Genomic DNA, 25,143 nt, shown 5'->3' on the forward strand with positions numbered 1-25,143 from the left:
CTCTTTTCATATCATATTCGTTACCAAATACTTCAATTTTTATCGGTTCTTCTTATTATCTTTTTCTACTAATAAATAACGATATTATTTTCCTATCTATACTTCTCCTTTCCGCAGCTACCTATAATAAATTAATAATGTCTTCAAAGTTCTCTTCCTTTAATGAAAATGGATTATCTATTTTAGGCAAGTTATTAAGCCTACACCTGTAAGATTCATAAAAAAGTTGTTGTGCTTCCTTGTCTCTACCCAGTTGGCAAAATTTAATGTTTTCCATATCAAATCTTTTAAAAATATTTTTTCGTATGAATTCATGGAAATCACGTCTTTGCCAAGGCATAAAACTACCTATAATAATTTTGTTCTCACATATGTTAAAAACTGCTGCAGTGTTATTTCCCAAGACTCCTAAATCTACTATCACATATCCTCTTTCACTAGCTAGCAATTCTATTGCCTCTTCTACACTGTTTGTCAAAATATATTTAACGCCCTTGTATTTGTAGCCTATGCTCCTTCCTATTGATATCTGATTTTCTCCAACCATTCCAAGCAAACTACTTTCCTCTTTCAGTTCGATAAGAATCACATTCTCTCTCAGACAGGAGCCTATAAAATTAGCTATGGCAAGTGAAATAAATGTACAGCCCAACTTAGGTGCTACTGCAGATACACATATGGTTTTTCCCTTATTGTTGTTGTCTTTTTTGTTTTTTATTTTATTAAATATAATCCTTTTCATTTTTAAAAATCGCTGTGAATACTTTCTCTTCTTCTTTGGATAAATCCATGGAATTTCTAGTTAGTGGATACATGTAGACTCTTTTTTTAAGTTCCTTGGCTTTTTTAATAGAAGTTATTTTGTTAGAAAAATTATTGATTATATATACATTTTTCTCCTTAATCCATGGAGGATAAATCATGTTTTGTTGCCAAGGACTGCCGCTTATCACATAGATTAAAATATCCACAGATAGCAGTATATCCGTTGCATCTTTTCCACAATCAAGAACACGCAAACCAATAGGAGGCTTGTGCTTTTCAACAGCATCTCCATAATTCATGATGCCTCTAAAGCAATCGTGGTATAAAACGCCTTCTTCTAATCTTGCGCTCTTCATAGATTTCCAAATATCATTAACAGTATTCTCTCTTAAATCCTCGTAATAGGTATCTATTTTTCTTTTATTGAAAAATTTACATAGAGATATCGCAATATGTGTGGTACCTACTGATGTGCCAGAACCTACTACTGCGATTCTTTTATCAAGATGCTTCTTCCCAAATTTTTCATTTCCCTTACTCCCTATTAAAGCTATCAACTGTTCTTTCAGCACTGATATGCTTTTAGTCCTTAATTCCACATTTTCAGCTGTAGCTTTTTCTATCAAATAGACTAATTTATAATCATCTTTTGCATAACTATTGCTTCGCATAAAATCTATCACTTTGCCTACGGCATAGATGTCGCATCGCTCGTCTAGAAAGCCTCCTCTTAATTGCTCTGGAGCCGCCCAATTTGGGGTTCCCTGAGGATTCATCTGCCTACATTCTGATTTTCTCATAGATATTCCAAAATCAATTAGGCGAATCTTTTCCTCCTGAATAATCAAATGATCCGGCTTCATATCAAGATAAAGTACAGGCTCTCTACCTGACCTATGCAAAAGTTCCACAATAGAGCAAATCTCTACTGCAAACTTTATCAATTCATCTTTCGTGATTACTTTGCCAAGCAAGTACTCCCTCAATGAAATTCCATCTATATATTCTTCAATCAAATAATAGACTTCTTCATCTTCTTCTACTTCATAAATGGTGGGTAATAGGGTCGAATTAAACCCTTGTAAAAGATGTGCTTCGGATAGGATGCTGTGTGCATCAGGACTAGCCTTGGAAATGGCCTTCAGAATCCTGAGTGCTCCTATCTTCTTGTGTCTGACAAGCACCACTGCGGTAGCTGCTGACTGTTGCAGTGTCTTAATAATCTCATACCTGTCATCCAAATTGATATTAATCAATATATCAGCTCCTTCCATCCGGAAAAAGCACCTTGCGCTAAAATTTATATCACATAAAAAATTATATTGCAAGCATATTTTTTAATTGACAACTTTTCTGTAACTGTTGTGGTTTAATAAAAATTTAAGATTTTTTCACTGTTTTTATATGCCTCTTTCCTTTACTTTCCGATATAATATATATATAATAGTCGAACAAGAAACGTAATAGCATCTTTTTCGATTCGGGAGGTGATTTTATGAAGATTGAAAAAATCAACGAGAACCAGATCAGATGCACTCTTTCAAGAGAAGATTTAATTAGCCGTCACATCAAGCTATCTGAGCTTGCTTATGGCTCTGCCAAGGCAAGAGAGTTATTCAGAGAGCTTATGGAGCAAGCATCATATCAATACGGATTTGAAGCAGAGGATATCCCTCTAATGATAGAAGCAGTACCACTTTCGTCTGAGTCCATTGTTCTACTTGTTACTAAGGTAGAAAATCCTGACGAGTTAGACACTAGATTTTCTAGATTCTCAGAGGATGAGGACGACGATTACGACTATGATGACGATGAGGCAACAGCTAGCAAGACAAAGCCATTTAACGAGACTTCTGCTAGCGACATACTTAACATGTTCAATAGTCTACTTGAAAAGGCAGCCGACGCTGCCAAGGCTTTCCCAGAGCAGGCAGCTAAAAAAGGATTGCCAGTTGATATCACTAAGATGTTTGTATTTGATAATCTTGATGATGTCATTAGACTTTCATCAATCCTGGCTACCTTCTATAACGGCAAAAACTCTCTTTATAGGAGTCCATTTGATGGTCAGTACTATCTGGTAGTTAGCAAAACAGATGATACACCAGAGGTATACAACAAAGTTTGCAACATTCTTTCAGAATACAGTGATCAGCAGAATTATGTAGTAGGTACAGCACAGTATATGTCTGAGCACTACGACACAATGATTCAGGATAACGCTGTACAGAAGCTTGCAATGATATAACAACCCTCAAGCCCAAGAAATCTTGGGCTTGTTTTTTTGGAATACTGCGGGAAGACACGCCCATTGAAAGATTTGCTTCGCAAATAGGGCGTGTCGTGGCAAACAAAAAAAGAGCTTCGCTTTCGCGAAACTCTTTTTTAATTTGCTCTTATTAGCCCTGTGAGATAGCTCCTGTTGGGCAAACACCTGCGCAAGTACCGCAATCAACACAAGCACCTGCATCGATATTGAACTGTGAGTCGCCCTGTGAGATAGCTCCTACTGGACACTCTGGCTCGCATGTACCACATGAAACGCATGAATCAGAAATAACGTATGCCATGATTAAACTCCTCCTTAATATTTGTTATTAATAAAAATTATCAATTTCGCAACTGATGTGTTTACTATACACCTTAATTGTGTCTAAATCAAGAACATTTTTGTATTTTTAAAAATCCCTTAGTTTTACTGCCTCACACAGGTTTGCCATAACTAACTCCAATTGAAATCAGCTAACAAAAGTTCAAATTGTGTACACAACTATTTTATTAGTTGTATGCAATAGAATTGTATATTATCAACAACAATTAATATATGGCGTTGATAAATGTTTTCAACCATGTTATCATCTGAAACTAGGAGATAAAAAGAAAGGAAGGAACATATAATGGCAAGAGTTTCTAAGTCAACTATGATCGGCGAGCTTCTTCAGATTGATGCTGATGTAGCTCCTATCTTACTTAATATCGGTATGCACTGCCTTGGATGCCCATCATCTCAGATGGAGACAATCGAGGAGGCAGCTATGGTACACGGTATCGACGCTGATGACCTCATCGAAGAGATCAACACATTCCTTGATTCAAAGGCTTAATAAGTAAGAAAAAAGAGTATCGCATTTGCGATACTCTTTTTATAATGTCTTTTCTTCTTCACAATCTCTATTTCTTACAGTAGGAGTTGAGCTATCATATGCTGCGGCTGCATTCATCATATCCTCGTTAAAAATCTCTACCGCAAAATCATAATCAACATCCCTTAATCCGCCTTCTAATTTATCCTTATCGCCTTCAGTTTCATCACATATCTTATTTTCGATATCAAATAACGGCTTCTTTTCGTCCATCCCTTACCCCTTTTTTATATAATCAACAATTTTTTTAACCCCTTCATAAATTTCCCATTATTCTCATTTACTAATAAAACTCTTATAGAAAAGGGAGCCGCAGCTTTCGCTACGACTCCGGGGAATAATTTTGGCGATTATATCAAATAATTGACTTATCTTACTTGTTTAACTTCTTTAGATCAGCAGGCATCTTTGGTTGATGATGAAAATACATACATCGAGTATCTGCTGTTGCCTTTGCTGTTGCTCTAGCCACTTTTTCTAATACATTTGCCACAACATCATTTTTCATATTCATATGCAAATCCTCCCTTTGATGTTCACATTGAATAAATGGATTATACCCCTTATAATGCTATATTCACTTTTCATGTTGAAATTAGCAGTCTGCATGTAATTTTTCTGTATTTTCGTATAGTACAACTACTACAGTAAACTCATTCTCCTCATTCTTTATCAATACATCCCCATCATATTCCTTAGCCGCCATCTTAATGGAAAGTAAACCCATTCCATGATTCTCTTTGTCTTCTTTTGTTGTCTCTATATTTCCCGAACTATTTTTTTTGATTTCTCCAACACAGCTATTTTTAATGCAAATTCGGAGCATATTTTTTTCATAGCCCATTTCAAGTCCAATATATCTGTTATTACTATCTACCTTTACACATGCCTCTATAGCATTCTCCAGTAAATTTCCAAGAATAATTACTATATTCTCATTTTTAAAAGGTAACTCAGTCGGAATAAATACATTGGCATTAAAATCTATTCCCAGATCCTTGGCCATAGAGTACTTATAATTAATAAGTGAATCTACAACGATATTTCCAGTTCTTGCTATATCACCAGTTTTTATAAGTTTACCATCATTAAGTAAATTCTCTATGTAATCCCTGGCCTCATTAGCATCGCCAGAATCAATCATCCCCATGAGACTAGTCAGATGATTTTTCATATCATGACGTAGTCTTCGTAGTTCCTTGTATGTAGCCTCCTGTTCAGCTGTTTGTCTACTACAAAGCTGAATCTGCTGCACAAAAAGTCTATTCTGTGCCCGCAATTGTACAGTTCTATTTACCCAGTCGTATGAATCAAAAACAACATAATTTGTTAAAAGCAATACCACACTGGCAATTGCTGCAAAGCCATCATATTCTGGATATTTTATCGAGACATCTACACTAACTGCCTCAAAATAAATGCTTACTATTGGAATCCAGGCAAGCATAAAAAATGTTTTAAGAGATATATCCTTAGTAAACCTATCTTTCTTATATTTCTCTAAAGTAATAACTATTAAGAGCACACTCATCTGGGATAAAAAGTCTGCCACTCTATCAGATACTATATGGGAAATACCAAGGCAATCTATTGTAATGCCAATAATAGCTTCAACAATCGTCCATATCGTACAAATTATTATTGCGGAAAATACTTTCATTGTTAAGGATGCTTTTTTTGTAACAACCGCTATCATAGCCCAAAAAAGCATATTCCCAAGCAATAAGTACGGGCCTCGAAATGAAATATTATTTATTGTGATCGCAACATAAATGTAATATAGCGTCCACATAATTATACTTTTAATGCCTTCTTTTTCAGAACCCAGCAACACCCCCATGCACTTTCTTGAAATCAGAACTTGAAAGAAAGCTAGCAAAATTCCTGAAAACAAAGTCATATAATTATTCATTTTAAAATTGCAATCCCCCTGCTAGTTCGCACAATTTTCGCCTCACAACTGACCTCCTATCCTCGCTAATTCTCAGCACTAATTCGTCATAATTGTGCTCTAAAACCACCTCAGAATAAGTCATTCTTTTTACGTATGAATAGTTTACCAAAAAGGATTGATGTATGCGTATAAAATGCTTGTTTATTTTTTGTATTTCTTTTTCTATATTATTGAGCTTTCCATAGAAGGACCTTTCGGTTCCATCATTCATACGAATATTAATCAATCGTTTGTTACTTTCGAAATATACTATCTCCTTTATTGGCACAGTATATTCTTCCTTGTTGTAACTATATGCAAATAGATTGTCCAATCCCTCTATTTTTTTTATTGCCTCAGCACAGTACCGCTTCAGTTGTTCAAGTTGAATAGGCTTTGAGATAAATCTAAAAGGCTCTACCTCAAATAACTCTTTTAAATAATCATCATAACTAGATATATAAATAATAAGTGTATATCTATCTAACTGACGTATTCTTCTGGCGGCTGTTATGCCATTCATTTTCTTCATCTCTATATCAAGAAACATCATGCTATAACGCTGACCATTTTCAATACTTTTTACTAGTGTTTCTCCATCGAAAAAAACATCTATCTCCGGTTTCTTTCCATAATTCACACTTTCTTGCTTAATTATTTCTTCTAGCTTCGAAGTAAAACTTATATCATCATCACAAATAGCTATTTTCATTTCTGCCTATTAAACCTCAAATTCCTTTAGTATACAAACCATTACACGATGATATATGTACAAAGCGCAATGATAGTATCAACTCCATAAGAGTCTAATCTATTTTTTATGCCTGAGCTATACTTCCAACACAAAGTATTCTGAAATCAAGAAGGAGAAAATTCAGCTCTTTTGTGTCGGAAGCCTCAAAATGAGTTCGTTAGATAAACACGACTAGCTCATAGCTACAATCTGGGTTACCACTGTCGTCAACATCAAAACATGGATTGAAACAATATTATCTATTGTCTCTCGGTATGAAAGATTTTTCAATATAATTTAACTGATACTTATTTTATTTCTCATAAAAGTTTCTTTTTCATAACTTCTGCGACCGATCTCGCAAGATCAATCCCCTTAACTTTGGCTTTGTGACCTCAGCGGCTACTAAAAAATAATTATTGTTAACATAGGCAACCCAGGTAGCATCAAATTTTACCTTAGATATTTTCGCAAACTAAAATCGATTTAATATTCTTATTCTCATATCGATTCAGAAGATATCTTATTCCTGTTTCACCAACCATATATCCCATAGGATTAATTGTTGCTTGTGTGCCCATACAGCTATATCCATCTTCTTTTGCCTTTTCAAATATCTGCTGTGTATATTTTTTATCCATTCTCTCTCCTGTTAATCTTTCAAATGAAATCAAATAGTCTAGGAGAGCAAAATTTCCATGACATAGGGAATAATTATTTACGTTTATATTACTTGCCTCTATTAATTTCTTATATTCCCTTAGATCTCTGAACAATTCCTCCTCTGTATAATCAATATCTATATCCCCTAGGAACTCCTCTTTATACCAAAACAATCTAGCTTGCATAATTCCGCATGAACCATGACACCAATTGTGTGAGCTACTTCCATCTGCTTTTCTATTATCAATCCAATTGAAATCAGATACTTTTAACTTTTTTTCTTTCTCCCATGCTTTCTTAATTAAGATGGAAAATCTATCATCTTTTACAACTCGATTCATGCAAAGCAAAGATGTCATTAGTCCTGTGTATCCGTGAGGGAAACTTGCAAAACTACAGCTGTCATCCATCTTTTGATTCTTGTAATTGTCCATAAAATGATAGGTTATAGCTGTTATTATTTTTCTGCTAAAATAATTCTCTTTATAGTCTCCGTAATAATAAAGGACCGCTGAATGAACGCCAGATAATAAATCATAGCAATTCGTATATGCGATATTTTTTTCAATCAACTTCTCAAGAGAATCCTTTAAACCAAACAGCTCTATTCCAGGTATGTTTTCTACCTTTTTTATAAATGAATACATTCCTGTAAGACCACAGAAGTAGGAAATGTCATAGGATTCAAACTTTCCTAGGTCATACTCTCTTTTCATTGTTTTTAATATAAGTTGCAAGATAGCTACAGCATTTCTATCCCCTGTATTCAACCACTCAGTGTAGTACATAAGACCTATTCCACTGACACCTGAATACAATGACCAATCTGCCATAGCATATTCCAACTTCTCCTGGTCATTTACTATAAGTCCCAACCATGCGATCGTATTATCTTTGCCTAAAATTATATTTCTATCAACATTATCTCTTAGCACTTCTTCTGAAGCAGGATTAGCTTTTATTGCTTTAGTTTCCACGCCTTTTTCTTGATATTTGACGCTAGTAGCTTTGCTTAGAAGCATTGCGTTATAAATCAGATTTTTTTGCTCTTCAATAGTGTTGTCAGATGTTTGATATTCGATTATGTCTTTTATGGCCGTTATATCAAAATCTCTTACATCCATAATTTTATCCATAGAAGAATCAGCTGAACTATATGCGCATTTATCCTTGGCTCTCCAATAGACGTTTGGAACGATTCTCGACTCTACCTTATCGATATTTCCTTCAATGTACTTGTATATCTTTTGCTTATTGCTTCTAAAAATTTCATTAGCATCATTGAAGCCTTGTATTATATCTTTTCCGCATTCAATAGACATGTCAAAAACAGGAACAAGACCTGTAGCCATAGTTCCGTACATTAGCTTTTTGGTAGCATTATACTGGGCATCATATTCTGGCTTTTGAATGTATAAAAATAAATATGATGCAAATATTGTCTCTATATCCTTTATTACAGGATAAACCCCTTTGACAATTAAATTCTCAAAGTGCAAATCATTAATTCCAAGGATGTAGGTTACATAAATCAGCTTTCCATAGTTATAGTAAAACTGTTTTATTTCCCCCTGAGAATTAACGGATTTCTGTTCAACAAATTTCAGCCATGTTCCTTCATCAGCATTTAAGGAATCATATATTCTCCTGTATTCTTCTCCTAAAAAAACAGCCGCAAACCCCTTAAAAAACTCAATATTTCTATTGTAAGTTTGCTTGAAAATTATTTTGCTTTCCTTTGTGAACTCAATAGATAATACGCTTTTACTATTCATAACTAACCCACCAATCTACTTTCTCCCTTTAAAATCAAAGCCGCTTAGGAACATCCCCAAGCGGCTTAGAAAGAATCCTATCCGAGAATTGTTTACAATGTTGTGAAGTTTATAGTTTCTTAGTCTTTAAAAAAAGATTTGTATGTGCATCTAAATAATTAATAAAAGCAGCATTAGGTATTCTGCTTAGGTCTTTTCTCTTTAATAGGATTATTAGTGGATTCTAACATTTAAAAACTGTTCTATTCGTCTCCTTGTAATTTTTCCCCCTTTTCCATGTCATTTTCCACAGCTAAGCCATCTCCTTTTTCCCAAATTTATATACTGAAAGCATAAGAGCCAGTATAAACATAACTACTGCGCATGGTAAAAATGGTAACAACTGAAATCTTGCACTGTTAGTTTCAGTTGTAAAATCTCTAAGGGAACAGGAAATCAAATATCCACTATAGCAGTATGGATACAAAATCCATGCGCCTGTATTTGCAACTAAAATTCCTGGAAGCACCAGAAAAATATTTACCCCTATTGATAAAATTGGCTTTTCAAAAACCACTGTTATTGCCCACATCAGTGCCACTGCTGGAATCATCGTTAAGAATAATTTCACACAGCAAGTTACTAAATAGAAAAGAGGAATGTCCTCCGAAATTTTGTGGCTTGAAATTGCTATTTTCCCAGCAACTACGAAAATTACAAAGAATACTAAAATCTCTAGGAATAGGAATGTAAGGATTACAGCAAATTTTGCCAATGATAATTTTGCTCTATCTACTGGCAATGCCAACATTTTTAGAATTCCATTATTTTGAGTTTCCCTAGCTGATATCATTACACATACTACAATCATACTCAGTGGCAGCAGGTAGTATGCATACACTAGGGCGCTTTGTATAAACATTGCTGGCCAAGCGCTTGTATACTCAGGTGTAAAATACTGGCTTAAGTTTGATATTCCTGATGCCACCACTAAAATCGGCGCAATAAATATAAGTGGTACAATCCATGACCTTTTTATCTTTTTAAATTCTATCGCTATCATTATGTCCCCCTTAATCTGATTTTTTATATTCAGCAATCACAATTCCAATCACGAAAAAAACTATGCTTTCTAATATTGCTATTGCTATAACAACCAAATCACTTTTTGCCGTCATAGCAATAGCAGGTTTAAACATTACTATAAATGGATGACACAACACATATTTGGCCTCACTACCTTGTAGTGCAACTGCACTTAAGAATCCTGCCACGCCAATACCAATTGTCACCCATATACTTTCAAATACTGATGATGTCATCAGCATGAAGCTTATAACCGGCAAAGATGTAATATATGAATATAAGACAAACATTAGAAACACTCCCATATCATATTTATCAGAACCCAGTTCGCTTATTCCTATCCACATCAATGCAGAATTTTGAATCACTATCGCTACAAAAAATGTGCTTGTTATTATGAGAAATTTTGCTACAAAAACTTTCCACATGCTTATTGGAAGCACATACATTTTCTTAATAGCTAATCCTGAAAACTCCATGTTATATGCAATACTGGTTGCTATTACAATTGCAAACATGTTGATTACCATTATCATTCCGTATAGCTGTGTTAGAAGTACGTCCATTGGATCAAGTGGCATGCTTAAAAGTGTATTTCCACGAATTTTATAATTTAAAAGCACATATAAGGCTCCTACTATTCCGGTTATAAATAGGATGGCTACAAGTCCTGTTCTCTTTTCCTTTTTCAGTTCAAGGACAATCATAATACTGCCCTCTGCTTCCTGCGGCTATTATCCGCATCTATCATGGAAAGGAACATTTCCTCCAAATTGTTATCATTAAATCCTTGCATTTTTGCTTCAGCTCTCAGTTCCTCTATACTGCCTTCAAATAGAAGCTTTCCATGGTTTAAAATTCCAATGTCATCTGCCATCAACTCGATTTCTGAAAGCATATGTGAGGAAATCATAATTGTGCAGTTGTACATCTTTGGCAATTCCTTTATTAGATTTCTAATCTCGTGAATTCCTGCTGGATCAAGTCCATTTGTTGGCTCATCAAGAATTAAAATTGGTGGTCTTCCAATCAATGCTCCTGCCAGTCCTAGTCTTTGCTTCATTCCAAGGGAATACTTCTTCACCAGTCTGTCTCCATACTCTGAAAGTCCCACAAGCTCCAGCGCATCATCCACATCCTTTTTCTTTAGATTTAAAATCTTTCTTATTATCTCTAGATTCTCCCGACCAGTTAGATTGGGATAGTATGCTGGAGATTCAATAAATGAGCCAACATTTCTTAGGATTTCTATTCTATCCTCCGGCATCACCTTCCCATTTACGTGAAATCTTCCTGCTGTAGGTTTTGTCATTCCAAGAAGCATTTTCATGGTAGTAGATTTTCCTGCTCCATTTGGTCCCAAGAAACCATAAATTGTTCCTTTCCTAACATGAATATTTACTCTGTTAACTGATACGAAGTTTTTATATTTTTTCGTAAGGCCTACAGTACTAATCATATTTTTAGTAAGCATTTTCTACCTCCCTTTTCATTGCAATATCATTTCATGCTTCTAGCATATAACTCCATCCTTACATTTCCTTTCTCATAACCTTACTTTTACCTAACTTTTTCCTTTTTATGCATAAAGCAACAGTATTTATGTTATAATCCAAGCCGAAAGGTAACATTTTTATGGATGCGTATATTTATTCGAAGAAAATATTAATAGTAGATGATGAACCTGCCTTACTTAATATGGTGAAAAACATCTTAGTGGAGTCTGGGTTTAAGAATATTGTTTTAGCATCGACCATGGCTGAGGCCATTGCAACATTTCAGGCAGAGGCTCCTGATATGGCTGTTCTTGATGTTATGCTTCCTGATGGAGATGGATTTACCCTTTTTAATCAGATAAATGCCATGTCAAAGATTCCTATTATTTTTCTTACAGCAAAGGATGCCATTGATTCTAGGCTGACAGGACTTGGACTTGGAGCTGATGACTATATCGTAAAGCCTTTTTTACCTCAGGAGCTGCTTCTTCGTATCTGCGCAGTTCTTAGACGGTCCTATAAAAATGATTCATCTGTTATTACTTTAGATGCATGTCAAATAGATTTTGAAAGAGCAGAGGTTTTAAAGGGAGCGGAAATCATCCCTCTTACTGCAAAAGAGCATATTTTGCTTAAAACTCTTGCAGATAATTCCGGCAGAATTGTTACAGTAGATTCAATTTGCGAAGCTCTTTGGGGAGACAATCCATTTGGTTATGAAAACAGTTTGAATACTCATATACGTAGAATTAGAGAGAAAATAGAATCTAATCCTTCTGCTCCTGTTTCACTTCTTACGGTAAAAGGATTAGGCTATAGGCTTATTACAAAGGAATAAAAGTATGCGACCTTACCTTAAGTATATTTCAAAACAGTTTTCCAGATTAATCCTTCTTTTATGCGCTTTAGTTTTCATTAATATTATTATCTTCATTACTAGCTTCTATAAAATCGTAAAGACGGATTATACTAAGTCTTCACCTCTACAGGTCCTTTCTGCGGTTCAAGATGATTGTAGTATCTCTGGCATTTCTAATTCTGCTCAAAATATCCTTAACAAATATAATGTCTGGGCAATCTACCTTGATTTGGATGGAAATGTGATGTGGAACCATCAGGCTCCAAGTGATATTTCAGATAAATATTTAATAAATGATATAGCTGTTATATCAAAAGGTTATCTAAATGATTATCCAGTATTTTTACATACAAATGATGATGGGTTACTGATTCTTGGCTACCCAAAGGATAGCTATTTTAAGCTGCAATCCAATTATTTTTCCATAAAGGCACTAAGAAAATTGCCGCTATTTTTACTTACTCTTCTACTACTGGATTTAGCTATTATTATTCTTATTTACTTGCGGTCAAAGAATAAATTTATTTCAAATATCAAACCAATAATTGATGGTATTGAATCTCTAGCTTCTGGAAAACCTGTTAATTTAGCAGAAAATGGACAGCTATCAGAAGTAGCTGAATCCGTTAACCGTGCTTCCTATGTTATAAACCGACAAAATGAAGCTAGAGTTAATTGGATTTCTGGTGTTTCACATGACATACGAACTCCACTATCTCTCATACTGGGATACTCTGATAAGATTAAAAATCAGCCTCTAGTTGATGATGAGATATCAAAATATGCTGATATAATCGGACAAAATTCCATTAGAATAAAGGATTTAGTTTCTGATTTGAATCTATTTTCAATGCTTGAATATAATATGCAACCATTATCATTATCGTATATACGTATTTCTAAATTGATTCGTTCCTTTGTGGCTAATATAATAAATGAAGGATTAGATGAACCATATTCTATATCTCTTGAAATTGCACCTTCGGCTGAACTCTTAGAATTAAATTGCAATGAAAGACTTATAGAAAGAGCTCTTTCTAACCTGGTAAACAATAGCATTAGACATAATCCAGATGGATGTGATATTACTATTGAATTAGCAACTCATGAAGGAAGACTTCAAATTATAGTCAGTGATAATGGTGTTGGTGTTTCAAAAGACATGGCTGGGGAACAAAAAAAACCACACTATTTTGAGGCGTTAGATGAAAGACTTGATTTAAGGCATGGCCTTGGTTTAATTATTGTTAAGCAAATTATTGAAGCTCATGGTGGTACTTTAGATACACCGGAAGTATCTACAGGCTATAAAACCATCCTATCGTTTTAGTTTTATGTAAAATAAGGGAGGATATAATAATGTTAAAGATTGCTATTTGCGATGATGACACCGCTTTTTCTTCTCAGGTAGAAGACATCATCATATCTGAATGCGACGAGAAAAAAATAAATGCCGATATAGAAGTTTTTACTGATGGATACTTTCTTTTAAAGTCATTTAAACAAGGAACTTCTTACAATATTATTTTTCTCGATATTGAAATGAAAAAGCTTGATGGCCTTGAGACTGCAAGAGAGATAAGAAAAATAGATTCTTCTGTTCTTATAATTTATATTTCTGGATTTGATGATTATTTAAAGGAACTATTCGAAGTTGAGCCTTTTAGATTTATCTCTAAACCTCTGGATAAGGATAGGCTGATTAGATATTTCAATGAAGCCTATAACCGAGTTCAAGACAATGAAGAATATTTCCAGTTTTCATTTAACAAGGAAATTAAGAAATGTCCTTTGCGAGATATCGTTTATTTTGAAAGTAACAATCGTACAATTTACATTCATTTAAATGATGGCTCTACCACATATTTTTATGGCAAGCTAAAGGACGTGGAGAAGAAATTGGAAGGCTCCAAGTTTGTTTTCTTGCGCCCTCATCAGTCTTATTATGTAAATTATCACTACATTAAGAAATTAAATTTCTATTATCTTACCCTTGGTTTTTGCGACAAGGATATTGAACTGAAAATAAGTGCAGACAGACAAAAAGCAATTAAAGCTGCTATTTTAGAGCTTGCAGCTAATAAGATGTCCGTTTAATAAGGAGGGAATCATGGAGAAACTTGCAATTAAACTTACAGATTATATCCTTTCTAAAGATGCTATCTCAGAAGAAAGTTATGATATCTATGTCTATGGATTTACTTGCTTTTTGGAACTAAGCATCAGTTTTATCTCCACTTTTATTATCGGAATCTGCCTCGGCATGTTTTTTGAGTGCATTCTTTTTTCATGTATTTTTATGCCTCTTAGGTCTTTGGCAGGTGGACTTCATCTTAATAAATTTTTCCACTGTTATTTATTGTCCTGCTTTATGTTGACAGCCACCCTATTGCTGGTTAAATTCATTTCTTTTCCAGATTACATATCTCTTATTGGATGTATTCTATTTCCTATAATTCTTTTTATTATTGGACCTATCAATCATCCAAATAGACCTGTTACTGAAGAAGAGAATTCTATTTTTAAAAGAAAGACAAATATTATTCTAGTATTTTGTATCCTCCTTTCTATTATTCTCTATTTAACTAAATCAAGCAGATACCTATTCTTAGAGTTTATAACATTTGCTGATTTAATCATCAGCTCTTTGATACCAAAGCTTTTTCCTCAAGTACATAAACATTAAAAAAAGAGTAGAGCCTGTGCTCTACTCTTCTCTATTTGAATATTGACTTCTATCTCTGTTAGCGAAACGAGTGTATTCTGGAAGCCATGTAAGCTCAATGGTTCCGATAGGACCATTACGCTGCTTAGCTACAATGATTTCTGATACACCCTTCATCTCAGAATCATGGTTATAGTAATCATCACGATAGATGAACATAACCACGTCCGCATCCTGCTCGATGGCTCCGGACTCACGCAAGTCAGACATCATAGGTCTATGATCTGGTCTCTGCTCTACAGCTCGAGAAAGCTGTGATAGTGCGATAACCGGAACATTAAGCTCACGGGCAAGAGCCTTAAGAGAACGTGAAATCTCAGAAATCTCCTGCTGTCTACTCTCTGACTTACCAGAACCTGTCATCAACTGTAAGTAGTCGATGATGATAATGTTAAGTCCCATCTCCATCTTATATTTACGACATTTACTACGCATCTGGCTAATGGAAATACCAGGGGTATCGTCGATAATCAGCTTGGAATTACCAATCTTACCAGCACCCTCAACAAGATTCTCCCAATCGGCTTCCTGAAGGTTACCTGTACGGAGCTTTTGGGCATCTACTCGCGATTCAAGTGCGAAGAGACGGTTAACCAGCTGCTCCTTTGACATTTCCAGAGAGAATATTGCTGCACACAAATGCTCATGAATAGTAATATGCTGTGCCAAGTTCAAAACAAATGCTGTCTTACCCATTGAAGGACGGGCTGCAATAAGAATCAAATCAGATGGCTGTAGGCCGGCTGTCTGTCTATCAAGGTCAATAAATCCTGTAGGAATACCTGTAACAACACCCTTTTGTTTTGAAGCCTGCTCGATTTTAGCAATGGCATTCATAACAACCTGTCTGATTGGAACATAGTCTGTCTCACCGCGATTCTGAACAAGAGAAAAGATATCCTTTTCTGTCTGATTCAAAATACTATCAACGTCCTCTGTACCCTCAAAGCACATGTTTTCAATATTCTGATTAACTTTTATTATGTTTCTAAGTAATGCCTTATCCTTGACGATGTTGGCATAGTTTTTAGCATTAACTGTTGTAGGAACAGAAAGAATCAAATCCTGTATTGCCTCAAGAGATGCAATCTCTGGTCCTACGCCCTTTTCCCTAAGCTTGTTCTGTAGAGTAACTTCATCAACAGGCTCACCTGCATTGTAAAGCTCTACGATAGCCTCAAACAAAGCGCCGTATTGCTGATGATAAAAATCATCTCTAAGAAGAATCTCAGAGCACTCTACGATAGTGTCTCTGTCACTGATCATTGAACCAATGACAGATTTCTCAGCTTCTATGGAATTAGGCATCTGTCTGCGAATAACATCTTCCATTATCCTTATTGTTCTCCCACGTGTACTCTAAGTGTAGCTGTAACCTTTGGATGAAGCTTAACCTTTACCTCGTATGTTCCAAGTGATCTGATTGGGTCATCCATCACGATTTTCTTTTTATCGATTTCTTTATTGTATTGCTTCTTAGCTGCCTCAGCTATTTCCTTTGAAGATACAGAGCCAAATGTTCTTCCGCCCTCTCCAGTTTTGATTTTAGTCTCTACTTTCCACTCTTCGATTTCCTTAGCAAAAGCAACCGCTGCTTCATAATTCTCCTGAGCAACTTTTTCATCATGCTTATTCTGAAGCTTTAAATCATTAAGTGCTGCATTGGTAGCTTCTACACCAAGCTTTTTCTTGAAAAGCATGTTTCTTGCGTAGCCTTCACTTACCTCAACTACCTCTCCCTTTTTGCCAAGGGATTTAACATCTGCAAGTAAAATTACTTTCATAGCTTTATTTCTCCTTCTTCAAGCATCTTATCAATTGTCTCCTCAAGGTCTGCTCTAACCTCTTCGATTGTCCTATTCTGAATCTGAGCTCCTGCAATATTCACATGGCCACCACCACCAAGGCGTGTCATGATACTCTGCACATCAATCTCATCGATTGAACGGGAGCTGATAAATATCTTGTCCATGAATTTTGTAAGTACAAAGGATGCCTTGATTCCTACTATATTAAGTAGCTCGTTAGCAGCCTGAGCACCAACTACTGTAGGCGATTCTAAGTTGCCATCTGGCTCACACTCTGCGATAGCAAATGCATCGTGATAAGTGGTAGCGTTTCTGACAATCTCAGCTCTTGCCTTGTATGTCTCCATGTTCTCACGGAGCATCTTTCTAACTCTAGTAACCTCTGCGCCATTACGTCTTAAGAATGCTGCCGCCTCAAAAGTACGTACACCAGTCTTAGTCATGAAGTTGTTGGTATCGATTAAGATACCAGCGTAAATACAATCAGCCTCTGTTGGGTTGATATTAATCTTGTCTGCAAAATACTGAAGCACTTCTGCAATCATCTCACTGGCTGATGATGCATATGGCTCAATATATGAAAGAATTGGATTCTCAATAATCTCTTCCACCTGTCTATGATGGTCGATAACAACGATATTTTTATTCTTATATAGTAGGCCTGGACACTCAACGTAGCTAGGTCTATTGGTATCAACTACCATTATAAGTGTATTGTCGTTGCAAATATTAAGAGCCTGCTCCGATGTGATGAACATATCATCCGGATACTCATCCCTGCTAGTAAAGCTTTCAACTACAGGTCTCATGGCACCTGTAATGGTATCTATAACAATATTTACCGGCTTGCCAATCTCACGACCTGCACAGAACACACCTACAGATGCGCCAAGACAGTCAGCATCTGAAAGATTGTGACCCATAACAATAATTCTATCTCTAGACTCCATGAGCTCACGAAGGGCCTGAGCCTTAACTCTAGCCTTAACTCGTGTGGTACGCTCTACTTCCTTACCATGAGTGCCATAGTATGAAACATTCTGACCATTTTTAACTACTACCTGGCAACCACCTCTTGCAAGAGCAAGGTCGATAGCCATGTGTGCGTACTGTGCCTTTTGAGTGTAATCATCACTGCCAAGACCGATTCCAAGGCTGACTGTGATGTCCTTATCGTTGCCCATTTTAATAGTAGTAATATCCTCTACAATAGAGAACTTATCATTTTCAAACATCTCTAAATACTTGTGCTGGAAAATAATAAGGTATTTGTCCTTCTCAAGACGTCTGACTACTGCTTCTGCCTCGCCAAAGTACTTGTTTATCTTTCTATCTAATAATGCAAGAAGCATTGAACGCTTAGCATTTTCAACCTGATCAAATACTTCGTCATAATTATCTACATATAATAAAGCCATGACCATTGCCTGGTCGTTAATCTTGGCCTTAGTAGCCTGGATATCTGTCTCGTCAAATAGGATGATTGCTACAAGTCCATCAGCACTCTCATCCATCTCTGTAGCCATAGCTCCTGAAAGTGGCTCGCTGACATCAAGTCTCTGAAGACATGCAAGGTACTTTCTCTCATTGTACTCAACATGAATGTCAAAGTTGTCTTCCTTGGCATGCTCAATTCCCTCACGGGTAATCTCTGAGAAAATGCTGGTAATCGACTTGTTGTATGTCTTGCTCTTGTCAACCAACTGGCAAAATTCCTCATTCATCCACATGACTCTTCCGGTGGAATCCAAAAGAACATAAGGAAGCCTAAAGTTCTTAATGAGCTCCTTTTGAACTGTGCCATAGTGAATAGCATATTCTACTATTGTGTTTTTAAATGATTTGATATTTGCTCTGTAATAAATAAAGCAAAGAATGCCATAGATAACTACAAATGCAGTCATAATCTCTGCTATTTTAGTATCTACGAAACTAAGTACGATACAACCTATTAAAAATATAATAAGCATGTATAGAGGAAATCTGAGATATCGCCTTAAACGATTCCTATATTTTAATGCTTCCATAAATAATTCTCCCGATGGTTATTCCAATCTAACACTTTTGTCATTATATCATATTCATTTCTAAATTATATATTTTTATATCCAAGTATAGAATATGTGCTTAATTCCATACATGCTGGTTTGTGCACATTTTACAATGGCTTGGTAAAATACCGAAAGCCTCCTTCTATTTTTGGTTATTCTAACATTGTTCACATTTTCTTCATTTTTTATAATCGTAGATAGTTAAGGGGTAACCCAATATTTAAAAGAGAGGATATTTTATTATGGCAGACATTTCATTAAAAAACATTAATAAGAAATACCCTAACGGCTTCCATGCTGTAAAGGATTTCAATCTCGAGATTCAGGATCAGGAGTTCATCATCTTCGTAGGTCCTTCTGGTTGTGGTAAGTCTACAACACTTCGTATGATTGCAGGTCTTGAGGAGATTACATCTGGTGAGCTTCTCATCGATGGCAAGCTTATGAACGACGTAGAGCCAAAGGATAGAGATATCGCAATGGTTTTCCAGAACTATGCTCTTTATCCACACATGACAGTTTATGATAACATGGCATTTGGTCTTAAGTTACGTAAGGTACCAAAGGATGAAATCGATAGAAAGGTTCGCGAGGCAGCTAAGATTCTTGACCTTGAGAAGCTTCTTGATAGAAAGCCAAAGGCTCTTTCAGGTGGTCAGAGACAGCGTGTTGCTATGGGTCGTGCAATCGTTCGTAATCCTAAGGTATTCCTTATGGATGAGCCTCTTTCAAACCTCGATGCTAAGCTTCGTGTTCAGATGAGAACTGAGATTTCTAAGCTTCATGATTCACTTGGAGCTACAATGATCTACGTTACACATGATCAGACAGAGGCTATGACACTTGGTACAAGAATCGTAGTTATGAAGGACGGTGTTGTTCAGCAGATCGATACACCAGCTAATCTTTATCAGAAGCCATGCAACCTCTTCGTTGCTGGATTCATCGGTTCTCCACAGATGAACTTCCTTGATGGTAAGCTCAATGATGATTGTACTTCTATCCAGGTTAACGGTGCTACACTTCAGGTTCCTACAGCTAAGGCTAAGGCTCTTAACGAGAAGAACTACGGTGGTAAGGAAGTTATCCTTGGTATCCGTCCAGAGGATATTCACGATTCTCAGATCTTCGTTGCTACACAGTCTTCTTCAGTTATCGAAGCTAAGATTTCTGTATACGAGCTTCTCGGTGCTGAGGTTTACTTATACTTTGATTATGCTGGAACTCAGGTTACAGCTAGAGTTGATCCTCGTACAACTGCAAGAGGTGGTGACACAGTTCAGTTCGCTCTTGATATGGAAAAGGCTCACTTCTTCGATAAGGAAACAGAGCTTACAATTACTAACTAGTAAGAATTTTAAGACTGGATGCGTAAATCGCATCCAGTTTTTTTATGGCCATTTTTATTTATCCAACATTTATCCCTTTTCAGATGAAAATGATTTTTCCTTGTATTATAATTATGTTTACTTACTTAAGAAGATTTCTATTTATGGGGAATATTGTTTTATGAACTTCGAAGAAAAAAAAGATAAACTATTGGAGCAATTAAATAGAGCTACTGGCATTAATTTTGAGATTTCTGATACAGGTTTATCTGACGAGGAAACCTTAAATAAGCTAAAAGAAATGATTATTCATTTTAATGCTGTAGATTCTAAGAGCGGACTATACCGTCTCTATCTTAGAGGGGAGCTTGCCTACTCTGACGCTGTTTCTTCTCTCCATAGATTTCACATTGAAGAAAATGGTATACGCCAGGTTTTCTATCTCGAAAGCCAAGCAGACTACACTAAGGAAGCTGTATCTCTACTAAAGAGTCTCCTTCCTGATTCCAAAGATGTGGTCCTTGAGGTAGATAACAAACACATCGTAATCATAATAAATTACGAATCTATTCCTTCTAAGGAAGAGATAGTACAAATTGCTAACTCATATTTAGATATGCTTGAGGCTGAGGCCTTTACATCCTTCAAGCTTAGCTATAGCAAGTCAGTAAATACCTTCAAAGAATTACCTGCTTCATACAAGGATAGCATCCTTGCAATGAACATCGGCAACACATTTAACTCTAATGGTCGCATATACTGTTATGACGATCTGGGACTTGGCCGTCTACTTTATAATATTCCAGAGGAAGAAGTTGAAGCTTATTTAAACAAACATATCAATATCGACCTCTTGTCACAAATTGACGAGGAGACTTTGAACCTTTTAGATTCATTTTTCGCCAATGATCTCTCACTAGCTGAGACTAGCCGTAAGATGTTCATTCACCGTAACACACTCATCTATCGCCTGGACAAATTTGCTGATTTAACTGGCTACGACGTCCGCAAGTTCTCCGATGCAATCACTGTTAAGATTTCACTTATGCTTTATAACTATATAAATAGTCAAAAATAGGAGCCTAAAATGGCTCCTATTTTTAGGTCTATTTATTTGAATAATACATTATTAAGAACAGCCTCTAAGTATTCTTGGCGTCCTGAACCTGGTAATTCTGGTTTTTTCATCTTAAGTGCGTAATCTGAGCATTCTTGAAGTGTAGTGCTCTTATCACGAATCTTCTTGCCAATTCCCTCCTGGAAGCTTGAATACTTCTCTTTTACAAAGTTATCAATTCTTCCGTCTTCAATAAGCTCAGCTGCTTTTATAAGTCCCAAAGCAAATGTATCCATACCAAGAATAAATGCATGGAACATATCCTCATATGTATAACTTGGGCGACGATTCTTAGAGTCGAAATTAAATCCACCAGTTAGGCCGCCTGATTTGAGAACTTCATACATAGCAAGTGTTGCATCATATACATTGCAAGGAAACTCATCTGTATCCCAGCCAAGAAGTGGATCACCCTGGTTGGCATCAATAGAACCAAGCATTCCATTAATTGCGCTAACACGAAGCTCATGCTCAAATGTATGCTGTGCAAGTGTTGCGTGGTTCGCCTCTATATTCATCTTGAAATCCTTATCAAGACCATACTGGCGAAGGAAACCAATAGCTGTAGCTGCATCGAAATCATACTGGTGCTTCATTGGCTCCTTTGGCTTAGGCTCAATATAGAAATCACCTTTAAATCCAATGCTTCGACCATAATCAACTGCCATATGCATAAGATTTGCAATGTTTTCCTGCTCAAATTTCATATCTGTATTTAGCAAGAACTCATAGCCTTCACGTCCGCCCCAGAATACATAGCCTCTACCGCCAAGCTTTACTGTAATATCAAGTGCTTTCTTTACCTGAGCTGCAGCAAAACAATATACATCAGCAGAATTTGTTGAACCTGCTCCGTTCATGTATCTTGGGTTTCCAAACATATTGGCAGTTCCCCAAAGACACTTAATATCTGTTCCTTTCATCTTCTCTAAGATATAATCAGAAATCTCATCTAGACGACGATTAGTCTCATTAATATCATCAGCCTCTGGTACTAAATCAATGTCATGGAAACAGAAATATTTGATGCCAAGCTTCTTCATAAATTCAAAGCCTGCATCTACTTTTGCTTTAGCATGCTCCATTGTTCCAGGAGCCTGACCAAATGATTTATCTGCAGTACCTTGACCAAACATATCTACACCATTTGCTCCAAGATTATGCCACCAAGCCATTGCAAATGGAAGATGTTCTTCCATTGTTTTACCCATTATCTTGCGGTCCTTATCATAGTACTTAAAAGCAAATGGATTTGTACTATTCTTTCCTTCATATTTAATCTCAGGGATTGCACTAAAAAATTCACCCATAACAAAACCTCCTTCAATTCTATCCTAGCTGCGCTAGGCTTATGTTTATTCTTCTTTTCGTATTATAGCTAATGTGATAAACTCATATAGGATAAAGTTTGTTATGACTAACTGACAATCTTGCGGTTTTTTATGGGACAGAAACACGAATTTGAAATTATTACAGAAAAGAATATCGACTATAAGGCTTTTATCAATGTCTTAAAGTACAGAGCCCCTCACATTCATAGCGAATACGAGCTGGGCCTAGTTCTTTACGGCGAAGCCACTCTAAAAATAGATAAGTTTTCTCACTCATTGAAGGCTGGAGACATTTTTATTATTAACCCTTTTCATGTACATGAATTATCATCTGAAATGAATGTACCTATGCTTTTTATTCAGGTGAATCCCTCTTTTTTCTATAACGCAATTCCTATGCTAAGAAATATTGACTTTACCGGAAATAATGTCTTACCTGCAAGTGATGATTCTAATTACTCATCTTTAAAGGAATTACTCATCACTTTTTCCAGAGCATTCTTTCAAAAAAAGGACTTTTATGAATTGGACTGCGCTGGTTATTTAAATTTGATTTTTTCAAAAATCCTTTCTCTCTTACCATATGCCCATACCTCAGATTACGATGCCATAAATCTAAAAGGTAAAATTGGCCGAATTAAACGCATTTCTGAATATATAGAAAACAATTATCAGGAAAAGATTACATTATCTACACTTTCAGAAATGGAGCATGTTACAGAGACCCACTTATCTCACTTTTTTACTGCCAATTTTCATATGTCTTTCCAAGAATATTTGATGAAACTAAGATGTGAAAAGGCCCGCAGCCTTTTACTGACCACGGACCTTACTTTAATTGATATAAGTATTTCTTGCGGATTCTCTGATCCTAAATATTTAAACAAAGCATTTAGGAAAATGTATAACTGTTTACCAAGAGAATATCGAATTTCCTTTGATAATCAAAAACTAGTTGTACAGCAATCCTCTATGCTATCTACACAAAATATATTGTCGAATCCTACTAGTCTATTGCTATTAGACAAATATGTTATTTCTTCTTCAGATATTTAACAAGCTTTACTATTCCAAATATTAATAGACCATAAAATGCTATATAACCTAACGCAAAAGCCATTACTTTTCCACCTAACCTATTCTTTTTGCTCCATCGCCTATATCCACAACGTAGAATTCTGCATCAAGGTTGTATTTCTCCTTGTAGGCCTTACCTACTACATTCTTGAAATTATCAACTGCGTCATTTTCTACGATGGCTACTGTACAGCCTCCAAATCCGCCTCCAGTAATGCGGGCTCCTATGACGCCTGGTACAGACCACTCTGTCTCCACAAGGAAATCTACCTCCTCGCAAGAAACTTCATAGTCATCTCGAAGTGACACATGGCTTGCATTCATAAGCTTACCAAATGTGGCGATGTCGTTATTATTAAGAGCCTCTACTGCCTTAATAGTGCGCTGATTCTCAGCTACTGCATGCTTAGCTCTTCTGTAGCAAACTTCGTCCTTGATGGCTGAGCCGTATTTCTCAAACTCATCGTCAGTTAATTCTCCCAGTGTACTGATGCCACAAACTGTTTGAAGATCTGCAAGTGCCTGAGCACTTTCATTTCTTCTATCGTTATAGGCTGAGTCTACAAGTGAATGCTTTACCTTGGAATTGGTGATTACAATCTTCGCATTTGGAAGTTTTACACTGGCATATTTATAGGATAAATCTGCACAGTCAAGGAAAATGGCGTGGTCTTTTTGTCCCATTGCTACCGCAAATTGGTCCATTATACCGCAATTGCATCCGTTAAAATTGTTCTCTGAGTACTGTCCTACGAGAGCTAAGTCCACCATAGACTTATTAAGTCCAAAGAAATCATTTAAAACAGTACCAGTAAGCACTTCTAATGAAGCTGACGATGATAGGCCTGAACCGTTGGGAATATTGCCCCAAACGCACATTTCAAAGCCTGATTTAATTTCGCAACCCTTCTCAATTAGAGCCCATACAACTCCTAGAGGATAGTTTGCCCAGTGATATTCGTCCTTGTTTGTAAGGTCATCAAGACTGCTTTCGATTACACCAACATTTTCAATGTTTGCAGAATAGAGCTTTATTACTCTGTCATCACGCTTTCTTGCTACTGCGTATGTTCCAATGGTAAGTGCACATGGAAATACATGGCCTCCATTGTAGTCAGTGTGCTCTCCAATGAGGTTCACACGGCCTGGAGCAAAGTAAGTGCGTATATCGCCGCCTGCTCCGAACTTTTCCACAAAAATGCTTTTTAATTCTTTCTCATTCATTATTCTTCTCCTTCTATACCATCTGGTCTATCGACCATATCCCCCGATGG

At 36.1% G+C, this 25,143-nt stretch carries 25 protein-coding genes; 9 read left to right on the top strand and 16 right to left on the bottom strand.

Going from position 1 to position 25,143, the window contains the following annotated elements; translation table 11 throughout:
* Positions 1–121: 121 nt before the first annotated feature.
* Both BLP50_RS07005 and BLP50_RS07010 read right to left on the bottom strand, forming a co-directional pair.
* On the bottom strand, positions 122–742 hold the full coding sequence (locus BLP50_RS07005) for a hypothetical protein (RefSeq protein WP_090153061.1): 621 nt from the start codon (positions 740–742) through the stop codon (positions 122–124).
* Positions 723–2,021 carry a serine/threonine protein kinase gene (locus BLP50_RS07010; RefSeq protein ID WP_176753718.1) on the bottom strand — a complete coding sequence of 433 codons (1,299 nt, stop codon included), beginning with the start codon at positions 2,019–2,021 and terminating at the stop codon, positions 723–725. The genes BLP50_RS07005 and BLP50_RS07010 overlap by 20 nt, the downstream gene beginning before the upstream one ends.
* A gap of 239 nt (positions 2,022–2,260) precedes the next feature.
* Here BLP50_RS07010 and BLP50_RS07015 point away from each other — a divergent pair, with 239 nt between their 5' ends.
* Positions 2,261–3,013 carry an adaptor protein MecA gene (locus BLP50_RS07015; RefSeq protein ID WP_090153067.1) on the top strand — a complete coding sequence of 251 codons (753 nt, stop codon included), beginning with the start codon at positions 2,261–2,263 and terminating at the stop codon, positions 3,011–3,013.
* Between the two features lie 151 nt (positions 3,014–3,164).
* Here the strand turns inward: BLP50_RS07015 and BLP50_RS07020 are convergent, their stop codons facing one another.
* Entirely contained in the window at positions 3,165–3,335 is a 171-nt protein-coding gene (locus BLP50_RS07020) for a DUF362 domain-containing protein (protein WP_090153072.1), read from the bottom strand.
* Between the two features lie 327 nt (positions 3,336–3,662).
* Between BLP50_RS07020 and BLP50_RS07025 the strand changes: the two genes are divergently transcribed.
* Positions 3,663–3,869, top strand: a complete 207-nt coding sequence (locus tag BLP50_RS07025; RefSeq protein WP_090153075.1) for a DUF1858 domain-containing protein — start codon at positions 3,663–3,665, stop codon at positions 3,867–3,869.
* Between the two features lie 39 nt (positions 3,870–3,908).
* Here BLP50_RS07025 and BLP50_RS07030 read toward each other — a convergent pair whose 3' ends face one another.
* The 8 genes from BLP50_RS07030 to BLP50_RS07065 form a co-directional block, all read right to left on the bottom strand.
* Positions 3,909–4,121 carry a hypothetical protein gene (locus BLP50_RS07030; RefSeq protein ID WP_090153076.1) on the bottom strand — a complete coding sequence of 71 codons (213 nt, stop codon included), beginning with the start codon at positions 4,119–4,121 and terminating at the stop codon, positions 3,909–3,911.
* A 160-nt stretch (positions 4,122–4,281) separates the two neighbouring features.
* Entirely contained in the window at positions 4,282–4,422 is a 141-nt protein-coding gene (locus BLP50_RS07035; protein ID WP_090153078.1) for a cyclic lactone autoinducer peptide, read from the bottom strand.
* Positions 4,423–4,503: 81 nt separating this feature from the next.
* The gene (locus BLP50_RS07040; protein ID WP_176753719.1) at positions 4,504–5,568 is read right to left on the bottom strand and encodes a sensor histidine kinase; all 1,065 of its coding nucleotides are present in this window, start codon (positions 5,566–5,568) and stop codon (positions 4,504–4,506) included.
* A gap of 253 nt (positions 5,569–5,821) precedes the next feature.
* Positions 5,822–6,553: a LytR/AlgR family response regulator transcription factor gene (locus BLP50_RS07045; RefSeq protein ID WP_090153084.1), complete on the bottom strand. Its 732-nt coding sequence runs from the start codon at positions 6,551–6,553 to the stop codon at positions 5,822–5,824.
* 479 nt (positions 6,554–7,032) lie between these two features.
* Entirely contained in the window at positions 7,033–9,012 is a 1,980-nt protein-coding gene (locus BLP50_RS07050; protein WP_090153087.1) for a lanthionine synthetase LanC family protein, read from the bottom strand.
* Between the two features lie 292 nt (positions 9,013–9,304).
* Entirely contained in the window at positions 9,305–10,054 is a 750-nt protein-coding gene (locus BLP50_RS07055; protein ID WP_090153090.1) for an ABC transporter permease, read from the bottom strand.
* 10 nt (positions 10,055–10,064) lie between these two features.
* Positions 10,065–10,784: an ABC transporter permease gene (locus tag BLP50_RS07060; RefSeq protein WP_090153093.1), complete on the bottom strand. Its 720-nt coding sequence runs from the start codon at positions 10,782–10,784 to the stop codon at positions 10,065–10,067.
* A complete protein-coding gene (locus BLP50_RS07065) occupies positions 10,781–11,551 on the bottom strand; it encodes an ABC transporter ATP-binding protein (protein WP_090153095.1) in 771 nt (256 codons plus the stop codon). The genes BLP50_RS07060 and BLP50_RS07065 overlap by 4 nt, the downstream gene beginning before the upstream one ends.
* Positions 11,552–11,712: 161 nt before the next feature.
* Between BLP50_RS07065 and BLP50_RS07070 the strand changes: the two genes are divergently transcribed.
* The 4 genes from BLP50_RS07070 to BLP50_RS07085 are packed head-to-tail and all read left to right on the top strand — an operon-like array spanning position 11,713 to position 15,118.
* Complete coding sequence (locus tag BLP50_RS07070) at positions 11,713–12,411, top strand: response regulator transcription factor (protein WP_090153098.1); 699 nt, start codon at positions 11,713–11,715, stop codon at positions 12,409–12,411.
* 4 nt (positions 12,412–12,415) lie between these two features.
* Positions 12,416–13,762: a sensor histidine kinase gene (locus BLP50_RS07075; RefSeq protein WP_242869236.1), complete on the top strand. Its 1,347-nt coding sequence runs from the start codon at positions 12,416–12,418 to the stop codon at positions 13,760–13,762.
* A gap of 29 nt (positions 13,763–13,791) precedes the next feature.
* A complete protein-coding gene (locus BLP50_RS07080) occupies positions 13,792–14,529 on the top strand; it encodes a LytR/AlgR family response regulator transcription factor (protein WP_090153101.1) in 738 nt (245 codons plus the stop codon).
* A gap of 13 nt (positions 14,530–14,542) precedes the next feature.
* Complete coding sequence (locus BLP50_RS07085) at positions 14,543–15,118, top strand: accessory gene regulator ArgB-like protein (protein WP_090153104.1); 576 nt, start codon at positions 14,543–14,545, stop codon at positions 15,116–15,118.
* A 21-nt stretch (positions 15,119–15,139) separates the two neighbouring features.
* Here BLP50_RS07085 and dnaB read toward each other — a convergent pair whose 3' ends face one another.
* Genes dnaB through BLP50_RS07100 form a run of 3 tightly spaced genes read right to left on the bottom strand, consistent with a single transcriptional unit; the run spans position 15,140 to position 18,992 of the window.
* Positions 15,140–16,492, bottom strand: a complete 1,353-nt coding sequence (gene dnaB, locus BLP50_RS07090) for a replicative DNA helicase (RefSeq protein WP_090153106.1) — start codon at positions 16,490–16,492, stop codon at positions 15,140–15,142.
* A gap of 2 nt (positions 16,493–16,494) precedes the next feature.
* The gene (rplI, locus tag BLP50_RS07095) at positions 16,495–16,941 is read right to left on the bottom strand and encodes a 50S ribosomal protein L9 (protein WP_090153109.1); all 447 of its coding nucleotides are present in this window, start codon (positions 16,939–16,941) and stop codon (positions 16,495–16,497) included.
* A complete protein-coding gene (locus tag BLP50_RS07100) occupies positions 16,938–18,992 on the bottom strand; it encodes a GGDEF domain-containing protein (RefSeq protein ID WP_090153111.1) in 2,055 nt (684 codons plus the stop codon). Before BLP50_RS07100 ends, rplI begins: the two co-directional genes overlap by 4 nt.
* Positions 18,993–19,258: 266 nt before the next feature.
* Between BLP50_RS07100 and BLP50_RS07105 the strand changes: the two genes are divergently transcribed.
* Positions 19,259–20,365 (top strand): ABC transporter ATP-binding protein, encoded by a 1,107-nt coding sequence (locus tag BLP50_RS07105; RefSeq protein ID WP_090153115.1) that lies wholly within the window; start codon positions 19,259–19,261, stop codon positions 20,363–20,365.
* Positions 20,366–20,525: 160 nt separating this feature from the next.
* Complete coding sequence (locus tag BLP50_RS07110) at positions 20,526–21,422, top strand: PucR family transcriptional regulator (RefSeq protein ID WP_090153118.1); 897 nt, start codon at positions 20,526–20,528, stop codon at positions 21,420–21,422.
* 32 nt (positions 21,423–21,454) lie between these two features.
* Here the strand turns inward: BLP50_RS07110 and xylA are convergent, their stop codons facing one another.
* Positions 21,455–22,771, bottom strand: a complete 1,317-nt coding sequence (xylA, locus tag BLP50_RS07115; RefSeq protein ID WP_090153122.1) for a xylose isomerase — start codon at positions 22,769–22,771, stop codon at positions 21,455–21,457.
* Positions 22,772–22,903: 132 nt separating this feature from the next.
* Here xylA and BLP50_RS07120 point away from each other — a divergent pair, with 132 nt between their 5' ends.
* Positions 22,904–23,848 carry an AraC family transcriptional regulator gene (locus BLP50_RS07120; protein WP_090153124.1) on the top strand — a complete coding sequence of 315 codons (945 nt, stop codon included), beginning with the start codon at positions 22,904–22,906 and terminating at the stop codon, positions 23,846–23,848.
* A 75-nt stretch (positions 23,849–23,923) separates the two neighbouring features.
* Here BLP50_RS07120 and BLP50_RS07125 read toward each other — a convergent pair whose 3' ends face one another.
* On the bottom strand, positions 23,924–25,093 hold the full coding sequence (locus BLP50_RS07125; protein ID WP_090153126.1) for a galactokinase: 1,170 nt from the start codon (positions 25,091–25,093) through the stop codon (positions 23,924–23,926).
* Between the last annotated feature and the right edge of the window lie 50 nt (positions 25,094–25,143).

Source organism: Pseudobutyrivibrio sp. AR14, from assembly GCF_900101325.1.
Taxonomy (GTDB): domain Bacteria; phylum Bacillota; class Clostridia; order Lachnospirales; family Lachnospiraceae; genus Pseudobutyrivibrio.